The sequence below is a fragment of the Pseudomonas alliivorans genome (assembly GCF_017826695.1).
Taxonomy (GTDB): domain Bacteria; phylum Pseudomonadota; class Gammaproteobacteria; order Pseudomonadales; family Pseudomonadaceae; genus Aquipseudomonas; species Aquipseudomonas alliivorans.
Map to the genome: position 1 here is coordinate 40,059 of NZ_JAFFZW010000007.1, position 18,649 is coordinate 58,707.

Consider the following 18,649-nt stretch of genomic DNA (forward strand, 5'->3'; position numbering starts at 1 on the left):
TAATTTATCGCCCCACGTGATGGCGCGGCTCACAAGGCGGCTCCCCCTCCAATGACTTTGCAGCAAGGTGAATTCCATGACGGAACAAGTATTCACAAGCAAGTGCGACTCACCGTTACTCCAGGCTTTCGTCGACAATTACCTGCTGTTGGTCAAGATTGCCGCACGCATCGTGGGTTGTCGGTCACGTGCCGAGGACGTGGTTCAAGACGCGTTTTTCAGGCTGCGTTCGGCCCCTCAGGTCACGCTGACGTTCAAGGCACAGCTCAGCTATCTGTTTCAGATCGTGCGCAATCTGGCCATCGACCACTACCGCAAGCAGGCACTGGAACAGCGATACACCGGCCCCGAGGCAGAGGGTTTGAATGTGGTGATTCAGGGCGCTTCGCCGGAAACCTCGCACATCAACTTCTCGAGCCTTGAGAGAATCGCCGACGCACTCTCGGAGCTGCCGCCCCGGACCCGTTACGCGTTCGAGATGTACCGCCTGCATGGTGTGCCGCAGAAAGACATCGCCAAGGAACTGGGCGTCTCCCCTACCCTGGTCAACTTCATGATTCGCGATGCGCTGATTCACTGTCGCAAGGTCAACGGCGTCAGAAGCGAGCCTTGAGCCTTTTCAGGCGACAAAAAAATCCGGAGCCTGGGCTCCGGATTTTTCATATTGGCTCGACGCTTCTTATCAACGGCTGACCTGATACTCAGGCTGCACTTCCGGCATGGCCGAAGAGTGATGGTTCAAGATCTTCCACTCGTTGCCGACACGGTGGTAAAGGAAGGTGTAGCGAGCCTGGACCTTGCTCTGCTTGCCTTCGGCCGACGTCAGGGTGAAGGTGTAGACACCGCTGTCCACAGCTGCATCCGGGCCCAGACGGCGGATTTCACGGTAGTTGATCTCACCGACCGGCTTGAGGGTCAGGAAGTGATCGAAGTAGTCCTTGATCTCGGCCGGGGTGGCTCGCACTTTGTTCGAAACTGTCGGCTGCAGGACCGCGTCCGGCGTATACATGGACAACACAGTCTGCGAATTGCCGGTTTTCAGCGCCTTGTTCCAGCGATCGAACAGACCTGCGATCTCTCTATCATTTACGTTGCTTGGCTGCTCGGCCACCATGCGATAGGTGTAACCGCCGGCCGGTTCGGTAGCGGCCTGAACCATGGGGGCGCTTACAGCAAGGAACATGGCCAGGGCGGTCAATTTCAATTTCATCGCAACTCTCCTTCGGGGTGATCTGTTCAGGGATTCAGTGGTTGCCAATTTGCCCTGATGCGCTGTTTGATCCATCGGCCGAACGGGGTTATTTGCGTATGCCAACTGGCAGATAGGCGCAGAATCGCCTTACGCGCTCTAATAGCAGTACTCAAGGTGTGCTCGCGCGCGCATCACCCTTCGCTGGAGCCCTACCCATGCAAAGCCCTCCCCATGACCCGGCAAGCGCCCTGGCGATCCGCACGCAGTATCGCCAGTCGCAAAGCCGTGCTGCCCGTTTGCGACTGCTGGTGGATACGGGCCAGGAACTGACCCAGCTACCGCCCGAAGCCATGCGCCAGCGCGTGCTGCAACGGGCCTGTGCCTTCGTGGCCATGGACCACGGCCTGTTGCTGGAGTGGAACAGCGATAACGTGGTCACGATCACGGCCAGCCATGGCAGCAAGGAACGTCTGAACTCGATGGACAAGGTGGCCGACACGCTGGCCGTCGGCCCGCAGTGGCTGGACTGCCCGCAAGCCAGACTGCCCAGTGTGCTGATGCTGCCATTGCGTGGTGCGGATGACGGCGCATTCGGCACTCTGCTGCTCGCCAACAGCGTCGGGATCAACGCCCCGGACAACGAAGACATCGAATCCCTGCAACTGCTCGCCACGCTGCTGGCGGCGCATCTGGAGAACAACCGCCTGCTCGAAGCGCTGGTTGCGCGGGAGCGAACCATGTCCGAGCTGGTGCATCAGCTGTTCACCGCTCAGGAAGACGAACGCAAGCGCATGGCCTATGACCTGCATGACGGCCTGGCGCAGACCCTCGCCGGACTGCATCAGCGGCTGCAGGGCTTTGCGGGACGCTGTCCGGAACTGCCCGAACCGATGAGTGCCGACCTGCAGGCCATCCTCAACCTTGCCCAGCATTGCGTGGGTGAGGGGCGGCAGCTGATCAGCGGTCTGCGCCCTACCGTGCTCGATGACTTCGGCCTGCTTCAGGCGGTCGACAAGGAAGCCGACCGCCTGCGCGAAGCCGGTATCGCCGTGCACTGGAGCTCACGCTCGATGGTCCGCCTGCCCAGTCACCTGGAGATCGGCCTGTTCCGCATCGCTCAGGAAGGCATCAACAATGTGCTCAAGCATTCGGGTGCTGGCAGTGTGCAGTTGGCGCTGGACATCAGTGACAGTAACGTGTCGCTGTTGCTCGAGGACAACGGTCGAGGGTTCGTGACCGACCAGCGCAGCGACGGCAGCGGCGTTCAGAAACTGGGGCTGGTGGCCATGCAGGAACGGGCCAGCCTGATGGGTGGCCGCCTGACCTGTATCAGCCGTCCCGATTGCGGTACGCGATTGCGCGCGACCGTCCCTTTCACTGCTGACAAGGCAATTCAATGACTGACACCCTGCGACTGGTTCTTGCGGACGACCATGAAGTGACCCGTACCGGATTCGTCTCGCTGCTGGCGGGTCATCCGGAATTCGAAGTGGTTGGCCAGGCCGCCAACGGCCAGCAGGCGATTGACCTCTGCGAGGAGCTGCAACCGGACATCGCGATTCTCGACATCCGCATGCCGGTACTCAACGGGCTGGGCGCGGCACGGATTCTCCAGCAGCGCATGCCGAAGCTCAAAGTAGTGATCTTCACCATGGACGACAGCACCGATCATCTGGAAGCGGCCATCAGCGCCGGTGCCGTGGGCTACCTGCTCAAGGACGCCAGCCGTGACGAGGTCATCGCCAGCCTGCAACGTGTGGCCCGTGGTGAAGAAGCCCTGAACAGCGCGGTGAGTGCACGTCTGCTGCGCCGCATGACCGAACGTAACACCAGCGGCGCCGCCCTGCCCGAAGCGCTTACACCGCGCGAGCGCCAGGTGCTCGGGCTGGTAGCAGGCGGTTTCAGCAACCGGGAAATCGGTGAAAAACTGGGCATCACCACCGGTACTGCCAAGGCTCATGTGGAAAAGGTGATCGGCAAGCTCGGCGCATCGGATCGTACTCAGGCAGCCGTGCGTGGCGTGGCGCTGGGCCTTGTGACACAGGCTCCGGGCGACTGGCGATGACCGCTCTGTCCACCAGTCGCTGGCAGGATCTACCGCTGCGCGGCAAGGCACTGTTGGCGATTTCGATGCCGCTGGTGGTGCTGATGTCCTCGCTGGGGTTGATCTATCACGCCGAGCGTCAGACCGCGCAGGCCGAAGAGGATGTGCGTCGTGCGCTGTTGGTGCAGGGTGACATTCAGACGGTGCATACCCAGATTGCCGAGGCGGCCGCCAGCGTGCGCGGTTACCTGCTGACCCGGCAGGCGGATTTCCTGCCCGGCTATCTGAACGCACAGCCACTGATCGACGCGGCGCTGATACGGCTTGATGCCAATATTCAGGACGAGCAGATGCGCGAGTACCTGACGTCGATCGAACCCCTGATCCACGCCAAGGCGGATGGACTGGCGAAACTGCAGGCGCTCAGCCTGGAGGTCCCGGAAAACATCACGCGCATCCTGATCGAGAACAAATACGTGCTCGATCAGTTGCGCGAACGCATCAGCACCATGCGCGAGCGCGAGGACACGCTGCTGGCCGAACGGACTGCCGCCGCGTCGGCCACTCGCCAGCAGTTGTTGCTGTCGACCCTGCTGGCCGCCGGGTGCGGCATCATCGGCGCCATTCTGGCGGTGCTCATGCTGTCGCGGGGCATCGTTACCCGGGTCCAGCAGGTGCAGCGCAACGCGCAGCGTCTGGCGCTCGGGCATCCCCTGCTGCCGCAGCCACCCGAGAAAGACGAAATCGGTCAGTTGAGTACGCGCCTGGTCGAGGCCGGGCAACTGCTCGCCGAGCGCGAACGCGCCCTGCGGGACAACGAAGAACGCCTGCGGCTCATCATCGAAGGCGTGAAGGACTACGGCATTTTCGCGCTGGACAAGCAAGGCTACATCACCACATGGAACGCCGGTGCCGAGCGCATCAAGGGCTATACCGAACAGGAAATCATCGGGCAGCACTTCTCTGTTTTCTACCAGCCCGAAGAGTGTCCGCAGCATCCGGACATGGCGTTGCATGAAGCCATGGTCGAGGGGCATTACATGGAAGAAGGCTGGCGCTGCCGCAAGGACGGCAGCCGTTTCTGGGCCAGCGTGGTCATCACTGCACAGTACGATGGCAACGGCGAGCTGCGCGGCTTTTCCAAGATCACTCGCGACATCACCGACCGCCGCGCAGCCGAGATCGCGCTGGGTACGGCCCGCGAAGAAGCCGAGCGGGCCAGCCGGGCGAAGAGCGAGTTTCTTTCACGCATGAGCCACGAGTTGCGCACCCCGCTCAACTCGATTCTGGGGTTTGCCCAGTTGCTGGACATGGACTCGACGGCCAGTCAGAGGCCGCAGGTCGGGCATATCCTGCGTGCCGGTCAGCACTTGCTGAAGCTGATCAACGAGGTGCTGGACATCGCCCGTATCGAAGCCGGACACCTGTCCCTGAGCCTGGAACCGGTTGCCCTGTCGGCAGTGCTTCAGGAAGCGCTGGTGCTGGTTTCGCCGATGGCAGCGGACGGCAACATCCGGCTGGTCGAACTGCCAGACATGCCGGACGAACTAGGCGTGATCGCCGACCGCCAGCGCCTGATACAGGTGCTGCTCAACCTATTGTCCAACGCCATCAAGTACAACCGACCCCAGGGTCAGGTGCAGATCGAAGTCGAACAACTGGATGAGCACACGACCGTGACCGTCGTCGATACCGGCCACGGCATCGACGACGAACGTATCGACCAACTGTTCAAGCCGTTCGAGCGTCTGGGCGCCGACCCGAATGTCGAAGGCACCGGCCTCGGTCTGGCGCTGAGCAAAAGCATGCTGGAAATGATGCAGGGCCAACTGTCGGTGCAGAGCACGCCGGGACAGGGTAGCCGCTTCACCCTCAGACTGCCGCGCGTTCAGGTGCAGGCTGACGCTGCACCCGCACCGCGCCCGACCGAACTGCTCCCGACGGTGCAACGCCCTGCCACTGCCGACTATCACGGCAAAGTGCTGTGCATCGAAGACAATCTGTCGAGCATGGCGCTGATAGAAACGCTGCTGCAGCGCAGGCCTGGCATCCGGTTGCTGTCGAGCATGCAAGGGCAACTGGGTCTGGACCTCGCCAGGCAGCACGCTCCGCAACTGATCCTGCTGGATCTCAACTTGCCGGATCTTCAGGGGCTTGAGGTATTGCAGCGTCTGAGACGCCTGCCAGCGACCGCCCATACGCCGATCCTGATGATCACCGCAGACGCCAGCGATACCGTTCAGCGAACCTTGCAAGCGGCCGGCGCAACCGCCATCCTGACCAAACCCATCCAGGTGCCGACCTTTCTCGCCTATCTGGATCAATACATACCGGAGCCGACATGACCGGAGACTTCCGTATCCTGATCATCGATGATCAGCGCCCCAACCTTGAGTTGATGGAGCAACTGCTCGCCCGGGAAGGACTGACGAACGTACTGAGCAGCACCGAGCCTTTGCGTACACTGGACCTGTTCAACAGCTTCGAGCCTGATCTGGTGGTACTGGACCTGCACATGCCCGAGTTCGACGGCTTTGCCGTCCTGGAGCAGCTGAACCGGCGCATTCCCACCAATGACTATGTGCCGATCATGGTGTTGACAGCAGATGCCACGCGTGACACTCGCCTGCGCGCCCTCGCACTGGGCGCACGGGATTTCATCAGCAAACCGCTTGATGCGCTGGAAACCATGCTGCGGATCTGGAACCTGCTGGAGACACGGGCGCTGTACAAAACCCTGCGCAAACTGGTACCGCCCGAGCACATAGAACTGCTGCGCCAGCCGCGCTCGCTGGCACAGCAATAGTCGACGGCTTACTTGATAAGCGTCACCGGCACCGACGCTTCATGAATGACCCGCGTGGCGACCGAGCCCAGTAACAGGCCCGTCACACTGCTCAATCCGCGGGTACCCATGACAATCGCGTCGCAACCCAGCTTCTGCACCTGCGCCTCGACCTGCTCCGCGACATTGCCCAGATCGACATGCGCCTGAAAGGGTGTTCCGGCAGCGGTCAGCAGTTCGATCGCATCATCCAGCACACGTTTGCCTTCGTTGTTCAGACCGGCCTTCACACCCTCGATCATGTCCGGCGCCAGATAGAGGCTGTAATCGATCGGACTGGCCTGTACGTTCAGCAGGTGAACTTCAAGCGACTTTTTGAGATCGGCTGACAGCTCAATGACATACCCGAGGGCTCGCGTGGCGTGCTCGGAACCGTCGAAAGGAACAAGAACTTTATGCATGGCGGCTTTCCTTGTTGGATTATGCCGTCAACATAGCCCGAGCCGTGCGGCGCAGCTACTGTAAAGCGTGATTGATTTGATCCAGCGCAGACAATCGACGCCTGGACGGCCAGACGTCATTGAGAAAACACCTGTTTGCTCGAACTTAGCGACCTTCGAGGAAGGCCGCCGCCTGATCCAGCAGCATCAATGGGTTTTCATGTTTGTGGATATCGACCGAGAGCAACTGCCGAAAACGCCGCGCGCCAGGAAAGCCCTGAGCGAGCCCGAGCACGTGCCGGGTGACATGGTGCATGTTGCCGCCACTGGCAAGATGCGACTCGATATAAGGCCTCAACGCCTCCAGCGCGTCGGCACGACTGATGACCGGCGCGGTGCTGCCGAACAGCTGCTGATCCACTTCCGCCAGCAGATAGGGATTGTGATACGCCTCACGACCCAGCATCACGCCATCGAAGGTCTGCAGATGTTCCTGGCATTGCTCCAGCGTCTTGATGCCCCCGTTGAGGACGATCTCAAGCTGCGGAAAATCCTTCTTCAACTGCGCGACCACGTCGTAACGCAGCGGCGGAATATCCCGATTCTCCTTCGGCGACAGCCCTTCCAGAATCGCGATTCGCGCATGCACCGTGAAACTCTCGCAACCCGCCTCGTGCACCTTGCCGACGAAATCACACAACTGCTCATAGCTGTCACGGCCGTTGATCCCGATACGGTGCTTGACCGTCACCGGAATGCTCACCGCATCGCGCATGGCCTTGACGCAGTCCGCCACCAGCTCCGGATGCCCCATCAGGCACGCGCCTATCATGTTGTTCTGCACCCGATCACTCGGGCAGCCGACATTCAGATTGACTTCGTCATACCCCACCCCTTCCGCCATCCGCGCACACGCCGCAAGATCCGCCGCCGTACTCCCGCCCAACTGCAGCGCCAACGGATGCTCGGTCTCGTCATGCTTCAAAAAGCGCGCGCTGTCGCCATGCAGCAAAGCGCCGGTAGTGACCATTTCGGTGTAGAGCAACGCGTGTCTGGAGAGCAGGCGCAGGAAGAAGCGGCAATGGTGATCGGTCCAATCCATCATCGGCGCAACGGAGAAGCGGCGGGACAGTGCGGGCCTTGTGGGACGGGGGTTATGGGCAATATCTGGTTGCATGGTCACTGGCCTATTTGTAGCAAAATCTGGTCGTTTTAAGCGGTTTTTTCGGAGCAGTTGCTGCAATGTAGCAACCGGAATGAGGAATGTAGCGAGGGAAAATGGGAACGATCACAATGCGTAAACGCAAGGATAATTCGGTCAGCTACACGGCTCAGATCAGGATCAACCGGGACGGCCGCACAGTTTATCTGAATAGCCCTGGCGTTGCGCACCTCATCACTATCACTACCGCTCAATAACCCATTGCCGATCATTGATTGGTCAGACCGTACCTTCATACTGAAAAGCACCATGGCCTAGACGGCCCAGGAAATCCTGTGGGTCCTTGATGGTAGAGCGTGGTGGTCTGATCGGAATGGGATGTGGCGTTTGCTGACATTCACTGCAAATCAGCTCATCAAGCGATCAATGTCCTCGTCAATCAAACCCGCCTCAAACTCTGCGTCACCACCCCCAGGATAATCAAATCATCATTATCCGTGACAGCCTGCGACGGGTAATCCTTGTGGCTGGATTCCAGCATCACGACATTCCCGCGCATATGCAGACGCCTGCACACCTGTGTCTCATTGAGCGAAGCAATGACGATGTCGCCATGCTCGGCGTAGCGTCCGCGGTCGACGATCAGCATGTCTTCCTTGCTGATGTGCTCCCCTTGCATGCTGTCGTCCTGAATCGAAGCAATGAAGAAGTCCGGTTCACGTACTTCGCAAAGCTCCGCCATCGAGACATGTTTTTCGATCACGGGCGACTGCGAGCCGATGGACGACATGGAGATCATGGGAAGCTTGATGCCCCCTGCGGACAAGGGGCCAAGGAATGTGACACTCATGATGCGAGCCTTTTTTGTGATTAACTGTATGCATATACAGTTAATCGCGCATCAGGTTCGAGGTCAACCGTGAACATCAGAAATGTCGACAGGTGGTGTCAGGGTTTGGACTCCGAAAGCTGCTGGATCAGCGCCACAGTCAGGTAAAGCCTGGGAGCGATGCTCGACAGCTCGATGTACTCGTCATCGGCATGCAATCCCGCTCCGACAACGCCCATGGTTTCCAGCACCGCCGGTTTTTCGCTGCCCGGAACATAGGCGTAGCCTGCGTCAGTGCCGAAGCGCATGGCAATGGGTTCGATGTTGCGGCCAATCTTCCCGTACAGCGTCTGAGCGGTTTTGGCGAGTTGTTCGGAGCCGGGGTTTTTCGCCAGAGGTGGGCGCCCTTTCTCCAGACGAACCGACACCTCGGTGCCGTCGATGAGTTTCTTCTGCACGATGCGCTGAGCGTCGGCGATGACACGATCACTCTCACCCAGGTCGGAATAGCGCATGTCAGCTTCCGCCGAGGCACTGGACGGGATGATGTTGCGCTTCTCACCGCCCTTGATCAGGGTCCAGTTGACCGTGGTGCCTTTGGCTGGATCGCCCAGGTCTTTGAGTTGCAGCATCTGGTGTGCCAATTCGATTGCCGCATTGCGCCCGGCTTCCGGCGCGGAACCTGCGTGTGAAGACTTGCCTTTCACATCCAGCAGTACACCGTTGATGCCGTTGGTTGCGACCGTGACGGCGTCCTTGTCCGGTGGCTCGTAGGAAAATACATAGTCGTGCTGACGGGCGAGTTCGGCGATAACTTTTTTCGAACCGCTGGAGCCGGTTTCTTCATCCGGGTTGAAGAGCACGGTCAGTGTGCCGAAATCCTTGAAGCCCTGGTCCTGAAGCAGTTTCAGCGAATGCAGGATCATCGCCACGCCACCTTTGGCATCGGCAACGCCTGGGCCATAGGCGCGCTCGCCGTCCTGTCTGAACGGGCGTTTCGCTGCGGTGCCCGGTCCGAACACGGTGTCGTAGTGGACCATCAGCAGAAAGGACCGACTGCCATTGCCCTTGATCGTGCCGACGATATTGTCGCCGGCGGAGGGCGTTGCGGGCGTGGTAGTGACTTCGGCTCCCAACGCTTTCAGGCGTTCGACCAACAGCGCGCTGACGGTTTTCAAGCCAGGTGCCTGACCCGTGCCGGTGTCGACGTCCACCAGTTCCTTGACGGTCGCGAGGTAGGCCTTTTGTTCGGCTTCGGCCTTTTTAAGTAACTGCTCGGGCGGCAGATCCGACGCGAAAGCGCCTAAAGACAGGACGGAGAAGGCGATGACACTCGCAACCGATGTACGTCGAAATTGCATGCTGGTTCCCTCAGATCATTGCGGCTTGAACCGTCATCTTACGCAACCTGCCCCACAACACCACTTCCAGAAACCCGATCAGGATTTATCTCACAAATGCAAATATGTATATAAATGTAACTGAGAGTAATTAGCATTTATCCAATTGTGAAAAAATTGTTAGGATCCTGCGACCAGCCCGCTGGCTGACCAAACGTCCGGCGCCCCGTTGTTCAAGTAGTTCGCCACTTTCCAAACGCTCAGGTCCATCGTAGGAAACCCACCATGTTTCGTCCGCTCACTTCGCTGACCGCTCTTGCGATTATCGGCGCTTCAACCGCTGCCTTGGCGGCTCCCGCTCAAACCAATCCGCCCACCGAAACTCAGTCGGGCGCGTTGACGCTGGACAATGTCGACATTAATGCCCGGGCGGGCTTAGCGGGAACGGCTACCACCGAAGGTAGCGGCTCCTACACCACAGGCTCCATGAGCACCGCCACCAAGTTGCCGTTGTCGATTCGCGAAACGCCACAGTCAGTCAGCGTGATCTCTCGTCAACGCATCGAAGATCAGGGCATGAACGATCTGAACGATGTCGTGAAATATGCGCCGGGCATCATCCTGCGCAAGTTCGGTACGGATCGTCAGCAGTTTCTGGCGCGCGGTTTCAGCATCGACAATCTGATGTACGACGGTTTGCCGACCATCGTCAGCACGTTCACGCTGGACACTATTTCTGGCGCTGACCTGGCGATGTACGACCGTGTCGAAGTGGTGCGCGGCGCCACGGGCCTGATGACAGGCGCGGGCAGCCCGTCAGCAACGCTGAACCTGATCCGCAAGCGCCCCACCGCAGTACCGCAGGTCAGCGTGACGACCAGCGCAGGCAGCTGGGATCGTTACCGCACCGAAGTGGACGCCTCCAACAAGCTGAACGAATCGGGCACATTGCGCGGCCGGGTGGTGACGGCCTATGAGAAAGGCAACAGTTTTCTAGACGAGCGCGACGAGGAACGTCAGACGTTCTACGGGATACTGGAAGCAGACCTGAACGAATCGACTACCTGGACCATCGGCGCGTCGAAACAGCGCGATGATGCGACCTCGGACTGGGGCAGCCTGCCTTCAGGACCCAATGGTCAGTACCTCGGCCTCCCCCGCTCCACGTTCCTGAGCAACGACTGGGCTTACTGGGATCGGGACAACGTCAGTGTATTCACTGACGTCACTCACCGGTTCGACAATGGCTGGAGCGGCAAGATCGCAGCGGCGAAGATCTGGGCCGAGTCGGACATGTATTCCAATTACCTCACGGCCAATGGCAACGGTTATGGCCAGGCGGCAGGTCAGTACGACACCACCGATGTACAGACCAACATCGACGGCTCGCTGTCCGGCCCTTTCAAGCTGTTTGGCCGAGAGCATGACCTGATGCTGGGTGTCAGCCGCCGTGAAGAGAAGTTCGATCAGAAAGGCGGCTTCTATGGCTCGACACCGATCGACATCTACAACTTCAACCCGAACGTGATTCCCAAGCCCGACATCAATACCCGCACTGCCTACGCCAGCCAGAATACTGCGACCGAAGACGGCATTTACGCAGCAGCACGTTTCAACCCGATCGATCCGCTGCACATCATCGTTGGCAGCCGGGTGAGCTGGTACGACTATCAGAATCGCTCGGCCAACACCGGCGATTACAAGGTCACGCGCGAAGTCACTCCTTATGCAGGCGTCGTCTACGACCTGAACGACACCTACTCGGTCTACGCCAGCTACACCGAGATCTTCAAGCCACAGAACCAGCAGGATGTGAGCGGTGCCATTCTTGACCCGATGACCGGCGAGAGCTACGAGATCGGTTTGAAGGGCGAATATTTCAACGGCGGCCTGAACGCTTCCATTGCGCTGTTCGACATGACCCAGGAAAACCGTGCTTACGCCATCGTCAATCCGCCTGCCATTTGCCAGCAACAGAACAGAACCTGCTACGAGGCAGCGGGCGAAGTACGCAGTCGCGGTATCGACGCAGAAGTGACCGGCGAACTCACACCCAACTGGCAGGCCTCGGCGTCCTACACGCTGGTGCTGAGCCAGTACGTCAAGGACCGGAACTTCGACAAGGGTGATCGATTCGCAGCGGAGCAACCCAAGCACCTGTTCAAGGCCGCGACCACGTATCACCTGTCGGGCGATTTCAGCAAATTGCGCATCGGGGCCGATGTGCTCGCTCAGAGCGACACCTACAACCGTGTCGGCACCGGTCGCTCGGAACAGGATTCGTATGCGGTGGTGGGCCTGATGGCTGGCTATCGTTTCGATGAGCACTGGGACGCCCGAGTGAACCTGAACAACGTGCTCGACGAGAAATACTGGCAGGGCATTCCGACGGCGACCGGCAGCGGCGTTTACGGTGATCCACGCAACGTGATGTTCTCGTTGAAGTGGTCGCTTTGATTTGATCGTACGACCAGGCCGGTCAGAATGGCCTGGTCGCTCGAGGGATGCGATGTTGAACATTTGACGTGGTGGAAAACGCTTAAATCAAGGTTCAGGGAACAAGCAGCTCGCCATGGGCTCAAAACCATTCTCGACAAGGTTTGCGCGACATTGCCGACCCTCGACGCCGCTGATGCGCAAACCTTATGCGCCATGGCCTTGAGTGGGCGGCAGCGCTCGGGTAATGTCATCCAACCGCACAGGACAGAGCACGCTCATGACTTCCAAGCTGGATCAACTCAAGCAATTCACTACCGTTGTTGCCGACACCGGCGACTTTGGCGCGATCAAAAGCCTCAAGCCACAAGACGCTACCACCAACCCTTCCCTGCTGCTCAAGGCAGCGTCGAGCGAGAGCAACTCGCAACTGCTGGCAGACGCATTCAGCGGCAGCAAAGGTGATATCGGTCTGGCTTGCGACCGCTTTGCCGTAGCCATCGGCCAGGAAATTCTCAAGGTCGTCCCAGGCCGCGTTTCCACCGAGGTGGATGCTCGCCTCTCTTTCGACACCAATGCCCTGATCGAGCGCAGCGAGCGCATCATCGGTCTGTACGATACGGCCGGCATCAGCCGTGACCGCGTGCTGATCAAGCTGGCGTCCACCTGGGAAGGTATTCGCGCCGCAGAGAAGCTGGAGAAGGACGGTATTCAAACCAACCTGACCCTGCTGTTCTCGTTCGCTCAGGCCATTGCCTGTGCCGAAGCAGGCGTGTTTCTGATTTCGCCATTCGTGGGCCGTATCTACGACTGGTACAAGAAGTCGTCCGGTCAGGACTACACCGGTGCCGAAGATCCGGGCGTGCAGTCCGTGACCCGTATCTACAACTATTACAAGGCGAACGATTACAAGACAGTGGTGATGGGCGCAAGCTTCCGCAACCTGAACCAGATCGAGCAACTGGCTGGCTGCGACCGTTTGACCATCAGCCCGGACCTTCTGAAGCAACTGGCTGAAGATACCGGCACGCTGGAGCGCAAGCTGGCTCCGGGCAACCCCGGCGAAGATGGCAAGGCCGGCCATAAACTGACTGAAAGCCAGTTCCGCTGGGCATCCAATGAAGATGCCATGGCCACCGAAAAGCTGGCTGAAGGTATCCGTCAGTTCGCTCGCGATCAGGAAAAGCTCGAGGCTCTGCTCTCCGCCAAGGCCTGAAAACATTAAAAAGGGCGACACCCTCACGGGTGTCGCCCTTTTTGCTGCCTGCTATTCAGAAACGCAGGCGAAAACTGCGGTTAGCGCTGGCCTTCGAGCGCGTTGACCAGGTCATGGAACGCTTCACGATTGGAGTCATTCAGCCCCATGAGGATCTTGTGTGCTTCAAGCACCTTGGCCTTGACCACTTCCTCGCATTGATCCTGCGAAGGCAGATCGGTCAGACACTCAGGACGCGGGATGGGCCGGTCGACGATGTTGAACACCTGATCGAAACCCATCGACTGCAACAATCGCGTGATGTCTTCATGCGTGGTCACCAGCGTTGGCAACAGACCCACTTTCTGACGCGACAGGATCGAAAGTTTGGCCAGCAAACCAAGCGTCGTGCTGTCGATGCTGCGAGTTTCGGTCAAATCGATCACCACCGCCGAAAAATTCAACGCAGTAAAGATTCGCTCGATAGTCGCGTCCAGGGCCGAACACAGCGTCAACCGCACTTCACCCACGAACTTGAGAACGAAGGTGCCTTCCTGCTCGGCGAACTGGATTCTACCGGTACTCATTAAAGATTCCTGCTTAACACTAACAAGGCGATATCATCCGGCATCTCCCCTAGCGTTGCCAATTCAAAAACCTGACGCAAGCCATCCAGGCTGCCGCCGGCCGTCTTCACCAACTCAGGTAAAACGGCTTCTTTCTCTTTGAGTGTATCACCGGGCAGCAGATCGAGTATGCCGTCAGACAGCATGGTCAGACTGAACGACGCTGGCAAGTCCATTTCATGGTCTTGATAGGTCGCTTCATTGAACAACCCGACCGGCAGTCCACGCCCTTCCAGGTAACGCGTCTGACCCTCGGTGTACAGCACCGGCAGCGGCAGATGGCCGCCAACGGCATAGGTCAGCTTGCCCGACTCTTCATCGATGACGCCGCCGACCATGGTCACATGCTTGCCCAGCTTGCAACTGATGAGCCCACGGTTGATGTGCCCCAGTACATCGGAGGGCTTGAACTCAGGCAAGGTTCCACCGCGCTTGGATTCAAACAGCAAACGCGTGGTCATGAATTTCAGCAGTACCGTGATGAATGCAGAGGAAGCACCATGCCCGGACACGTCGGCCAGATAAAACGCAACCCGTCGTTCATCGACCCTGAAATAGTCGACAAAATCGCCTGACAGGTACAAGGAAGGAATGATCTGGTGGGCGAACTGAAACTCGTCGATCGCCCACGGCGTGATCGGCAACATGTTCATCTGGACTTGCCGGCCCGCATCCTGATCTTCCTGAAGCAGATGGAGGCTGGCTTCAAGTTCGCGATTGGCGGTTTCCAGTTTCTCGCGATAGACCTGGTTTTCCTTGAGCAGGCGCGCCCTGTCCAGCGCTCGACGCACCGAATGCTCAAGCACGGCGAGGTCTTCGAGTGGCTTGATCAGGTAATCGGCGGCGCCCAGACGCAGCGCTTCGACCGCGTCGCTCATGACGCCCGCACCGGAAACGACGATGACCGGCGTTTGCGGAGCGATGGACGTCACCTGACGAATCAGTTCAAGGCCGCCCATCTGAGGCATGCGCAGGTCGCAAACCACAAGATCAGGGGTTTTCTGCTCGAATATCTGAATACCCTGCAAGCCGTTACTTGCCTGCAGGACGCTGAAGCCACTGTCTTCCAGATAGGCGGCAAGGCTTGCGCGCACGACTTCGTCGTCGTCGATTATCAGCAGCGTGGCACTGGTTTTTGGCATGTGGGCAAACGGCGCCAGATCAGGTTTGCGTAGGCGGCCCGGTCAACCGGAACCTGCTTACTGGATTCGCTTCTAGCCTCTCTTTAACGATCCGTGCGCAACCGGGTTGCGCATCGTGTTTCAGAGGTGCCCTTCAAGGCGCAGACGGTACTCCCATCCGACGGGCGTTTCAAGCGTACTCCGGCGCGGACTTTGCGCTCTTTACATCGCAAATCGCCGGGAGTTATAAGAACGGTCACCTCAGCAACCAAAACGAAGGACTGGACATGAGTCGAACTGATCGCGACTACGAGGAGAAACGGGATTACATTCGCATGCGCGTGGACGCAGACGTCAACCTGATCCATGCGGGACAGGTTATTCCCGCCGTGTGCATTGACCTTTCAAGCTCCGGCATGCAGGTCCAGGCGCCCCGCTCGTTCAGCGTCGGGGACAAGCTGAACGTCAGCATTGATTCCGATCATCCCGCGCTCAAGGGCCTGGAAGCTGATACTGAAGTGGTCTGGGTCACGGACGAAGAAGGCGGCGGACAGAAACTGGGCCTGTCCATCGTGTCCATGAAGTGAGTCACGGTTCACATTCCGGAAAAACAATAAAGGCGACCTAAGGTCGCCTTTATTCGTTATCACGTCACTCGGAGACGATCAAAAATCGTCTACAACCTGCCCGTCCTTGACCTTGAACTCGCGGTTCTGCAGATAGGCATTGCGGATGAAGGTGTAACGGTCGCCACTGATCATACGCTCTGCCGACAACAGACTGGCGCGGGTATCGACCAGATTCACGCCCAGCGCGGTGTTGCGGGTCGGTACGTGGTCGATATAACGATACGGCGTGGTGTAGGTGTCCGGAACCTTGGCGATGGCATCACGCACGGTGCTCGGCCCCAGAAGAGGGATCACAACGAAAGGACCGCTGCCGACACCCCAGTAGCCGAGCGTCTGTCCGAAGTCTTCGTCGTTGCGCTGCAGACCCATGTGGGTGCCCACATCGATGAAGCCCAGCAGGCCGAAGGTGGTATTGAAGATCAGGCGGGCGGTATCGACACCGGCGGCCGCTGGTTTGGCCTGCAGTACGTCGTTGGCAAGGTTGCCTACGTCACCAATGTTGTTGAAGAAGTTGTGCACACCGTCTTCGACGAACTGAGGCGCGACATACTGATAACCCTTCGCCAGCGGCTTGAGTGTGTAGGTATCAACGACATCGTTGAAGCGGAAGATAGCGCGGTTGACGCCTTCCCACGGATCGTCATCTGCCGCCTGCGCGACAACTGGAACCAGCACCATACCGGCACAGAAAGACAACTGAGCCAGACGTTTGATAAAGCCTGCACCGGTCACGGGCATAGCTGACACTCCTGATCGAAATAATGACGCGGGTGCTACGCCCCCACACGCAAGGACCGGCAGTATAAAGCGTTCTGTGACAAATAAGGCAGTTCTGTCGGTAAGGCAACGCAGGTAAACGCAGTCATCACTCATTCATCGCAGTGTCATAAAAGGGCTGTAGCGTGCTTTGGTATTTCAGAGAGATCACCATGCTCGCGCCGGTCCTCAACCCGCAACCCTCCTTCCCAGCCCTGCTGTTTGGCCTCAGCGGTTGCCTTGTGGACTTTGGCGCGCAGGCCGCCAGCCCTGCCGCCGACGAGGAATGCAATCACGCCGAGGCAACACCGGGTGCATTGGACGCCCTGCGCTCGCTGCGCCAGCAAGGCCTGCCCTGTGCCTGGATCGATGAACTCCCTGAAACACTCAGTAATAAACTTGCAGCGCCCATTCGCGACTGGATCGTGCCCGCGCCCCGCCCCGCAGCACAGTGGCCTGCCCCGGATGCATGCTGGACCGCCCTGATGGCTCTGGGTGTACGCCAACTGGATGGCTGCGTGCTGATCAGTGGTGACCCCCGCCTGCTGCAATCCGGGCTCAACGCCGGGCTGTGGACCATTGGCCTGGCGTCCTGCGGGCCGTTGTGCGGGTTGTCGCCCCTGCAATGGAAAGCGCTGAGCGATGCCGAACGTGAACAGCGACGCGCTCATGCCACGCTGAAGCTCTATGCGCTGGGCGTGCATTCGGTGATCGATCATCTGGGTGAACTGGAGTCCTGTCTTGCAGACATCAGCCTACGCCGCAGCAAGGGCGAAAAGCCCTGACACATATGCAGCCTGCTCTGGAGTGGATTAGTCTTAAGGCGTCACGAACCTTTAGCCCAGCGGCGTAGTCCATGGGACAGACTTATTATTGAAGGAGCACGTCATGCCTGCCCGTGAACTGCAAGACCAACTCAATACCTTGCGCGAGCAACTTGAGCAGAATCCGCCGCTGTCCGAGGACGAACGCGGCAATCTGCATGAACTGATGGCGCAGATCCAAGCCAGAATAGAACTGGAAAACGCCACTCACGAGGACCCCAGCCTGGCAGACGGCGTGAACCTGGCAGTGGAGCGCTTTGAAGTGGAACACCCGACCATCGCCGGCACCCTGCGCAACGTCCTGCAGACATTGGGCAATATCGGGATTTAATGATCGTACCCACGCCAGGGCCTGAGAACGATCAACGATCAGTCAACGAGCCGCAAGACTTACTGCCTTGCCAGCCTGCCGTTATCCACGTCAAGCGCCTCGGTACTGCGATACGGGTTGATGTCCAGACCACCGCGTCGTACATAGCGCGCGTACACCGTCAGCTTTTCCGGCTTGAGCAGTCGCTGCAGGTCGAGAAAGATCCGCTCCACGCATTGCTCGTGAAAATCCGAATGCTGGCGAAAGCTGACGATGTAGGCCAACAGACTCGCATGATCCAGCGCCGGACCACGGTATTCGACGACTACGCTGCCCCAGTCCGGCTGACTGGTGACCGGACAGTTGGACTTGAGCAGATGGCTGTACACGCTCTCTTCAACGACGCGCGACTCATCACAACGCAGCAGCTCAGGTTGCGGCCGATCATAGCTGCTGACGCTGATGTCCAGATCATCGATGCACACGCCCGGTAACGCCGCGACCCCTTCACGCTCGATCTCTTCAAGACTGCGAATGCGCACGCCGACCGGCTTTCCGGCAGCGGCTGAAAGGTCTTTCTCCAGCGTGACCTGTAGCTCTTCGCGCGTCTCGAACGCGCTCTGGTTGAGCGAGTTGAGGTACAGCTTGAACGACTTGGACTCGATGATATTGGGCGAATCGGCAGGAATACTGAACTCGGCAATCGCCACCACCGGTTTGCCCGACGGCAGCAGCCAGGACAGCTCATAGCAGTTCCAGAAATCGACACCCTGATACGGCAGCGTCTCGGCCGTCAGTCCCAGCTCGGCCCATTTCGCAGTGCGCGGAATCGGGAACAGCAAGGAAGGCGTGTAGATGGCAATGTACTCACTGGACTTGCCCAGCGGCGAGTGTTCGGCTGCGGGATGCATGGCGATACCTGAATCATGAATTAACGCGGCGAGTTTATAGGGTTTGCAG

19 protein-coding genes are annotated in these 18,649 nt (G+C 58.9%); 10 read left to right on the forward strand and 9 right to left on the reverse strand.

The window, feature by feature from the left end:
* Nucleotides 1-76 precede the first annotated feature (76 nt).
* On the forward strand, nt 77-613 hold the full coding sequence (locus tag JTJ32_RS18120; protein WP_099226514.1) for an RNA polymerase factor sigma-70: 537 nt from the start codon (nt 77-79) through the stop codon (nt 611-613).
* Nucleotides 614-682: 69 nt separating this feature from the next.
* Here JTJ32_RS18120 and JTJ32_RS18125 read toward each other — a convergent pair whose 3' ends face one another.
* Complete coding sequence (locus JTJ32_RS18125) at nt 683-1,210, reverse strand: SgcJ/EcaC family oxidoreductase (protein WP_099226515.1); 528 nt, start codon at nt 1,208-1,210, stop codon at nt 683-685.
* A 197-nt stretch (nt 1,211-1,407) separates the two neighbouring features.
* Here JTJ32_RS18125 and JTJ32_RS18130 point away from each other — a divergent pair, with 197 nt between their 5' ends.
* From JTJ32_RS18130 to JTJ32_RS18145, 4 genes are read left to right on the forward strand one after another with little or no spacing between them, the layout of a single operon-like run.
* On the forward strand, nt 1,408-2,592 hold the full coding sequence (locus tag JTJ32_RS18130) for a sensor histidine kinase (protein ID WP_210042862.1): 1,185 nt from the start codon (nt 1,408-1,410) through the stop codon (nt 2,590-2,592).
* Entirely contained in the window at nt 2,589-3,257 is a 669-nt protein-coding gene (locus tag JTJ32_RS18135) for a response regulator (protein ID WP_099226517.1), read from the forward strand. The genes JTJ32_RS18130 and JTJ32_RS18135 overlap by 4 nt, the downstream gene beginning before the upstream one ends.
* Nucleotides 3,254-5,581 (forward strand): ATP-binding protein, encoded by a 2,328-nt coding sequence (locus tag JTJ32_RS18140; protein WP_184323253.1) that lies wholly within the window; start codon nt 3,254-3,256, stop codon nt 5,579-5,581. Before JTJ32_RS18135 ends, JTJ32_RS18140 begins: the two co-directional genes overlap by 4 nt.
* Nucleotides 5,578-6,042, forward strand: coding sequence for a response regulator (locus JTJ32_RS18145; protein WP_004881182.1), 465 nt, complete (start codon nt 5,578-5,580; stop codon nt 6,040-6,042). The genes JTJ32_RS18140 and JTJ32_RS18145 overlap by 4 nt, the downstream gene beginning before the upstream one ends.
* Nucleotides 6,043-6,050: 8 nt before the next feature.
* On the opposite strand, the gene JTJ32_RS18150 is transcribed toward JTJ32_RS18145, so the two are convergent.
* The 4 genes from JTJ32_RS18150 to JTJ32_RS18165 all read right to left on the reverse strand — a co-directional run bounded on the left by JTJ32_RS18150 (nt 6,051) and on the right by JTJ32_RS18165 (nt 9,813).
* Nucleotides 6,051-6,482 carry a universal stress protein gene (locus tag JTJ32_RS18150; protein WP_099226519.1) on the reverse strand — a complete coding sequence of 144 codons (432 nt, stop codon included), beginning with the start codon at nt 6,480-6,482 and terminating at the stop codon, nt 6,051-6,053.
* A 145-nt stretch (nt 6,483-6,627) separates the two neighbouring features.
* On the reverse strand, nt 6,628-7,638 hold the full coding sequence (gene dusA, locus JTJ32_RS18155; protein ID WP_210042996.1) for a tRNA dihydrouridine(20/20a) synthase DusA: 1,011 nt from the start codon (nt 7,636-7,638) through the stop codon (nt 6,628-6,630).
* Between the two features lie 424 nt (nt 7,639-8,062).
* Nucleotides 8,063-8,473 carry a LexA family protein gene (locus tag JTJ32_RS18160; protein ID WP_210042863.1) on the reverse strand — a complete coding sequence of 137 codons (411 nt, stop codon included), beginning with the start codon at nt 8,471-8,473 and terminating at the stop codon, nt 8,063-8,065.
* Nucleotides 8,474-8,571: 98 nt separating this feature from the next.
* Nucleotides 8,572-9,813 carry a M20/M25/M40 family metallo-hydrolase gene (locus tag JTJ32_RS18165; protein ID WP_210042864.1) on the reverse strand — a complete coding sequence of 414 codons (1,242 nt, stop codon included), beginning with the start codon at nt 9,811-9,813 and terminating at the stop codon, nt 8,572-8,574.
* A gap of 264 nt (nt 9,814-10,077) precedes the next feature.
* Here JTJ32_RS18165 and JTJ32_RS18170 point away from each other — a divergent pair, with 264 nt between their 5' ends.
* Entirely contained in the window at nt 10,078-12,249 is a 2,172-nt protein-coding gene (locus JTJ32_RS18170) for a TonB-dependent siderophore receptor (protein ID WP_210042865.1), read from the forward strand.
* Between the two features lie 259 nt (nt 12,250-12,508).
* Nucleotides 12,509-13,444 carry a transaldolase gene (gene tal, locus JTJ32_RS18175; protein ID WP_099228935.1) on the forward strand — a complete coding sequence of 312 codons (936 nt, stop codon included), beginning with the start codon at nt 12,509-12,511 and terminating at the stop codon, nt 13,442-13,444.
* Between the two features lie 80 nt (nt 13,445-13,524).
* Here the strand turns inward: tal and rssC are convergent, their stop codons facing one another.
* Both rssC and rssB read right to left on the reverse strand, forming a co-directional pair.
* Complete coding sequence (gene rssC / locus JTJ32_RS18180) at nt 13,525-14,010, reverse strand: anti-sigma factor antagonist RssC (protein WP_004881040.1); 486 nt, start codon at nt 14,008-14,010, stop codon at nt 13,525-13,527.
* Complete coding sequence (rssB, locus tag JTJ32_RS18185; RefSeq protein ID WP_004881038.1) at nt 14,010-15,191, reverse strand: two-component system response regulator RssB; 1,182 nt, start codon at nt 15,189-15,191, stop codon at nt 14,010-14,012. The genes rssC and rssB overlap by 1 nt, the downstream gene beginning before the upstream one ends.
* Nucleotides 15,192-15,457: 266 nt before the next feature.
* Here rssB and JTJ32_RS18190 point away from each other — a divergent pair, with 266 nt between their 5' ends.
* Nucleotides 15,458-15,757 (forward strand): PilZ domain-containing protein, encoded by a 300-nt coding sequence (locus JTJ32_RS18190; RefSeq protein ID WP_004881036.1) that lies wholly within the window; start codon nt 15,458-15,460, stop codon nt 15,755-15,757.
* Between the two features lie 78 nt (nt 15,758-15,835).
* Here the strand turns inward: JTJ32_RS18190 and JTJ32_RS18195 are convergent, their stop codons facing one another.
* Nucleotides 15,836-16,537 (reverse strand): MlaA family lipoprotein, encoded by a 702-nt coding sequence (locus JTJ32_RS18195; RefSeq protein ID WP_210042866.1) that lies wholly within the window; start codon nt 16,535-16,537, stop codon nt 15,836-15,838.
* Nucleotides 16,538-16,728: 191 nt separating this feature from the next.
* On the opposite strand from JTJ32_RS18195, the gene JTJ32_RS18200 reads away from it, so the two are divergent.
* Together JTJ32_RS18200 and JTJ32_RS18205 are read left to right on the forward strand one after the other, a co-directional pair.
* Nucleotides 16,729-17,340, forward strand: coding sequence for an HAD superfamily inactivated hydrolase PcrP (locus tag JTJ32_RS18200; protein ID WP_210042867.1), 612 nt, complete (start codon nt 16,729-16,731; stop codon nt 17,338-17,340).
* Between the two features lie 103 nt (nt 17,341-17,443).
* A complete protein-coding gene (locus JTJ32_RS18205) occupies nt 17,444-17,710 on the forward strand; it encodes a DUF4404 family protein (protein WP_099228938.1) in 267 nt (88 codons plus the stop codon).
* 59 nt (nt 17,711-17,769) lie between these two features.
* On the opposite strand, the gene queF is transcribed toward JTJ32_RS18205, so the two are convergent.
* Nucleotides 17,770-18,600 carry an NADPH-dependent 7-cyano-7-deazaguanine reductase QueF gene (gene queF, locus JTJ32_RS18210; RefSeq protein WP_210042868.1) on the reverse strand — a complete coding sequence of 277 codons (831 nt, stop codon included), beginning with the start codon at nt 18,598-18,600 and terminating at the stop codon, nt 17,770-17,772.
* Between the last annotated feature and the right edge of the window lie 49 nt (nt 18,601-18,649).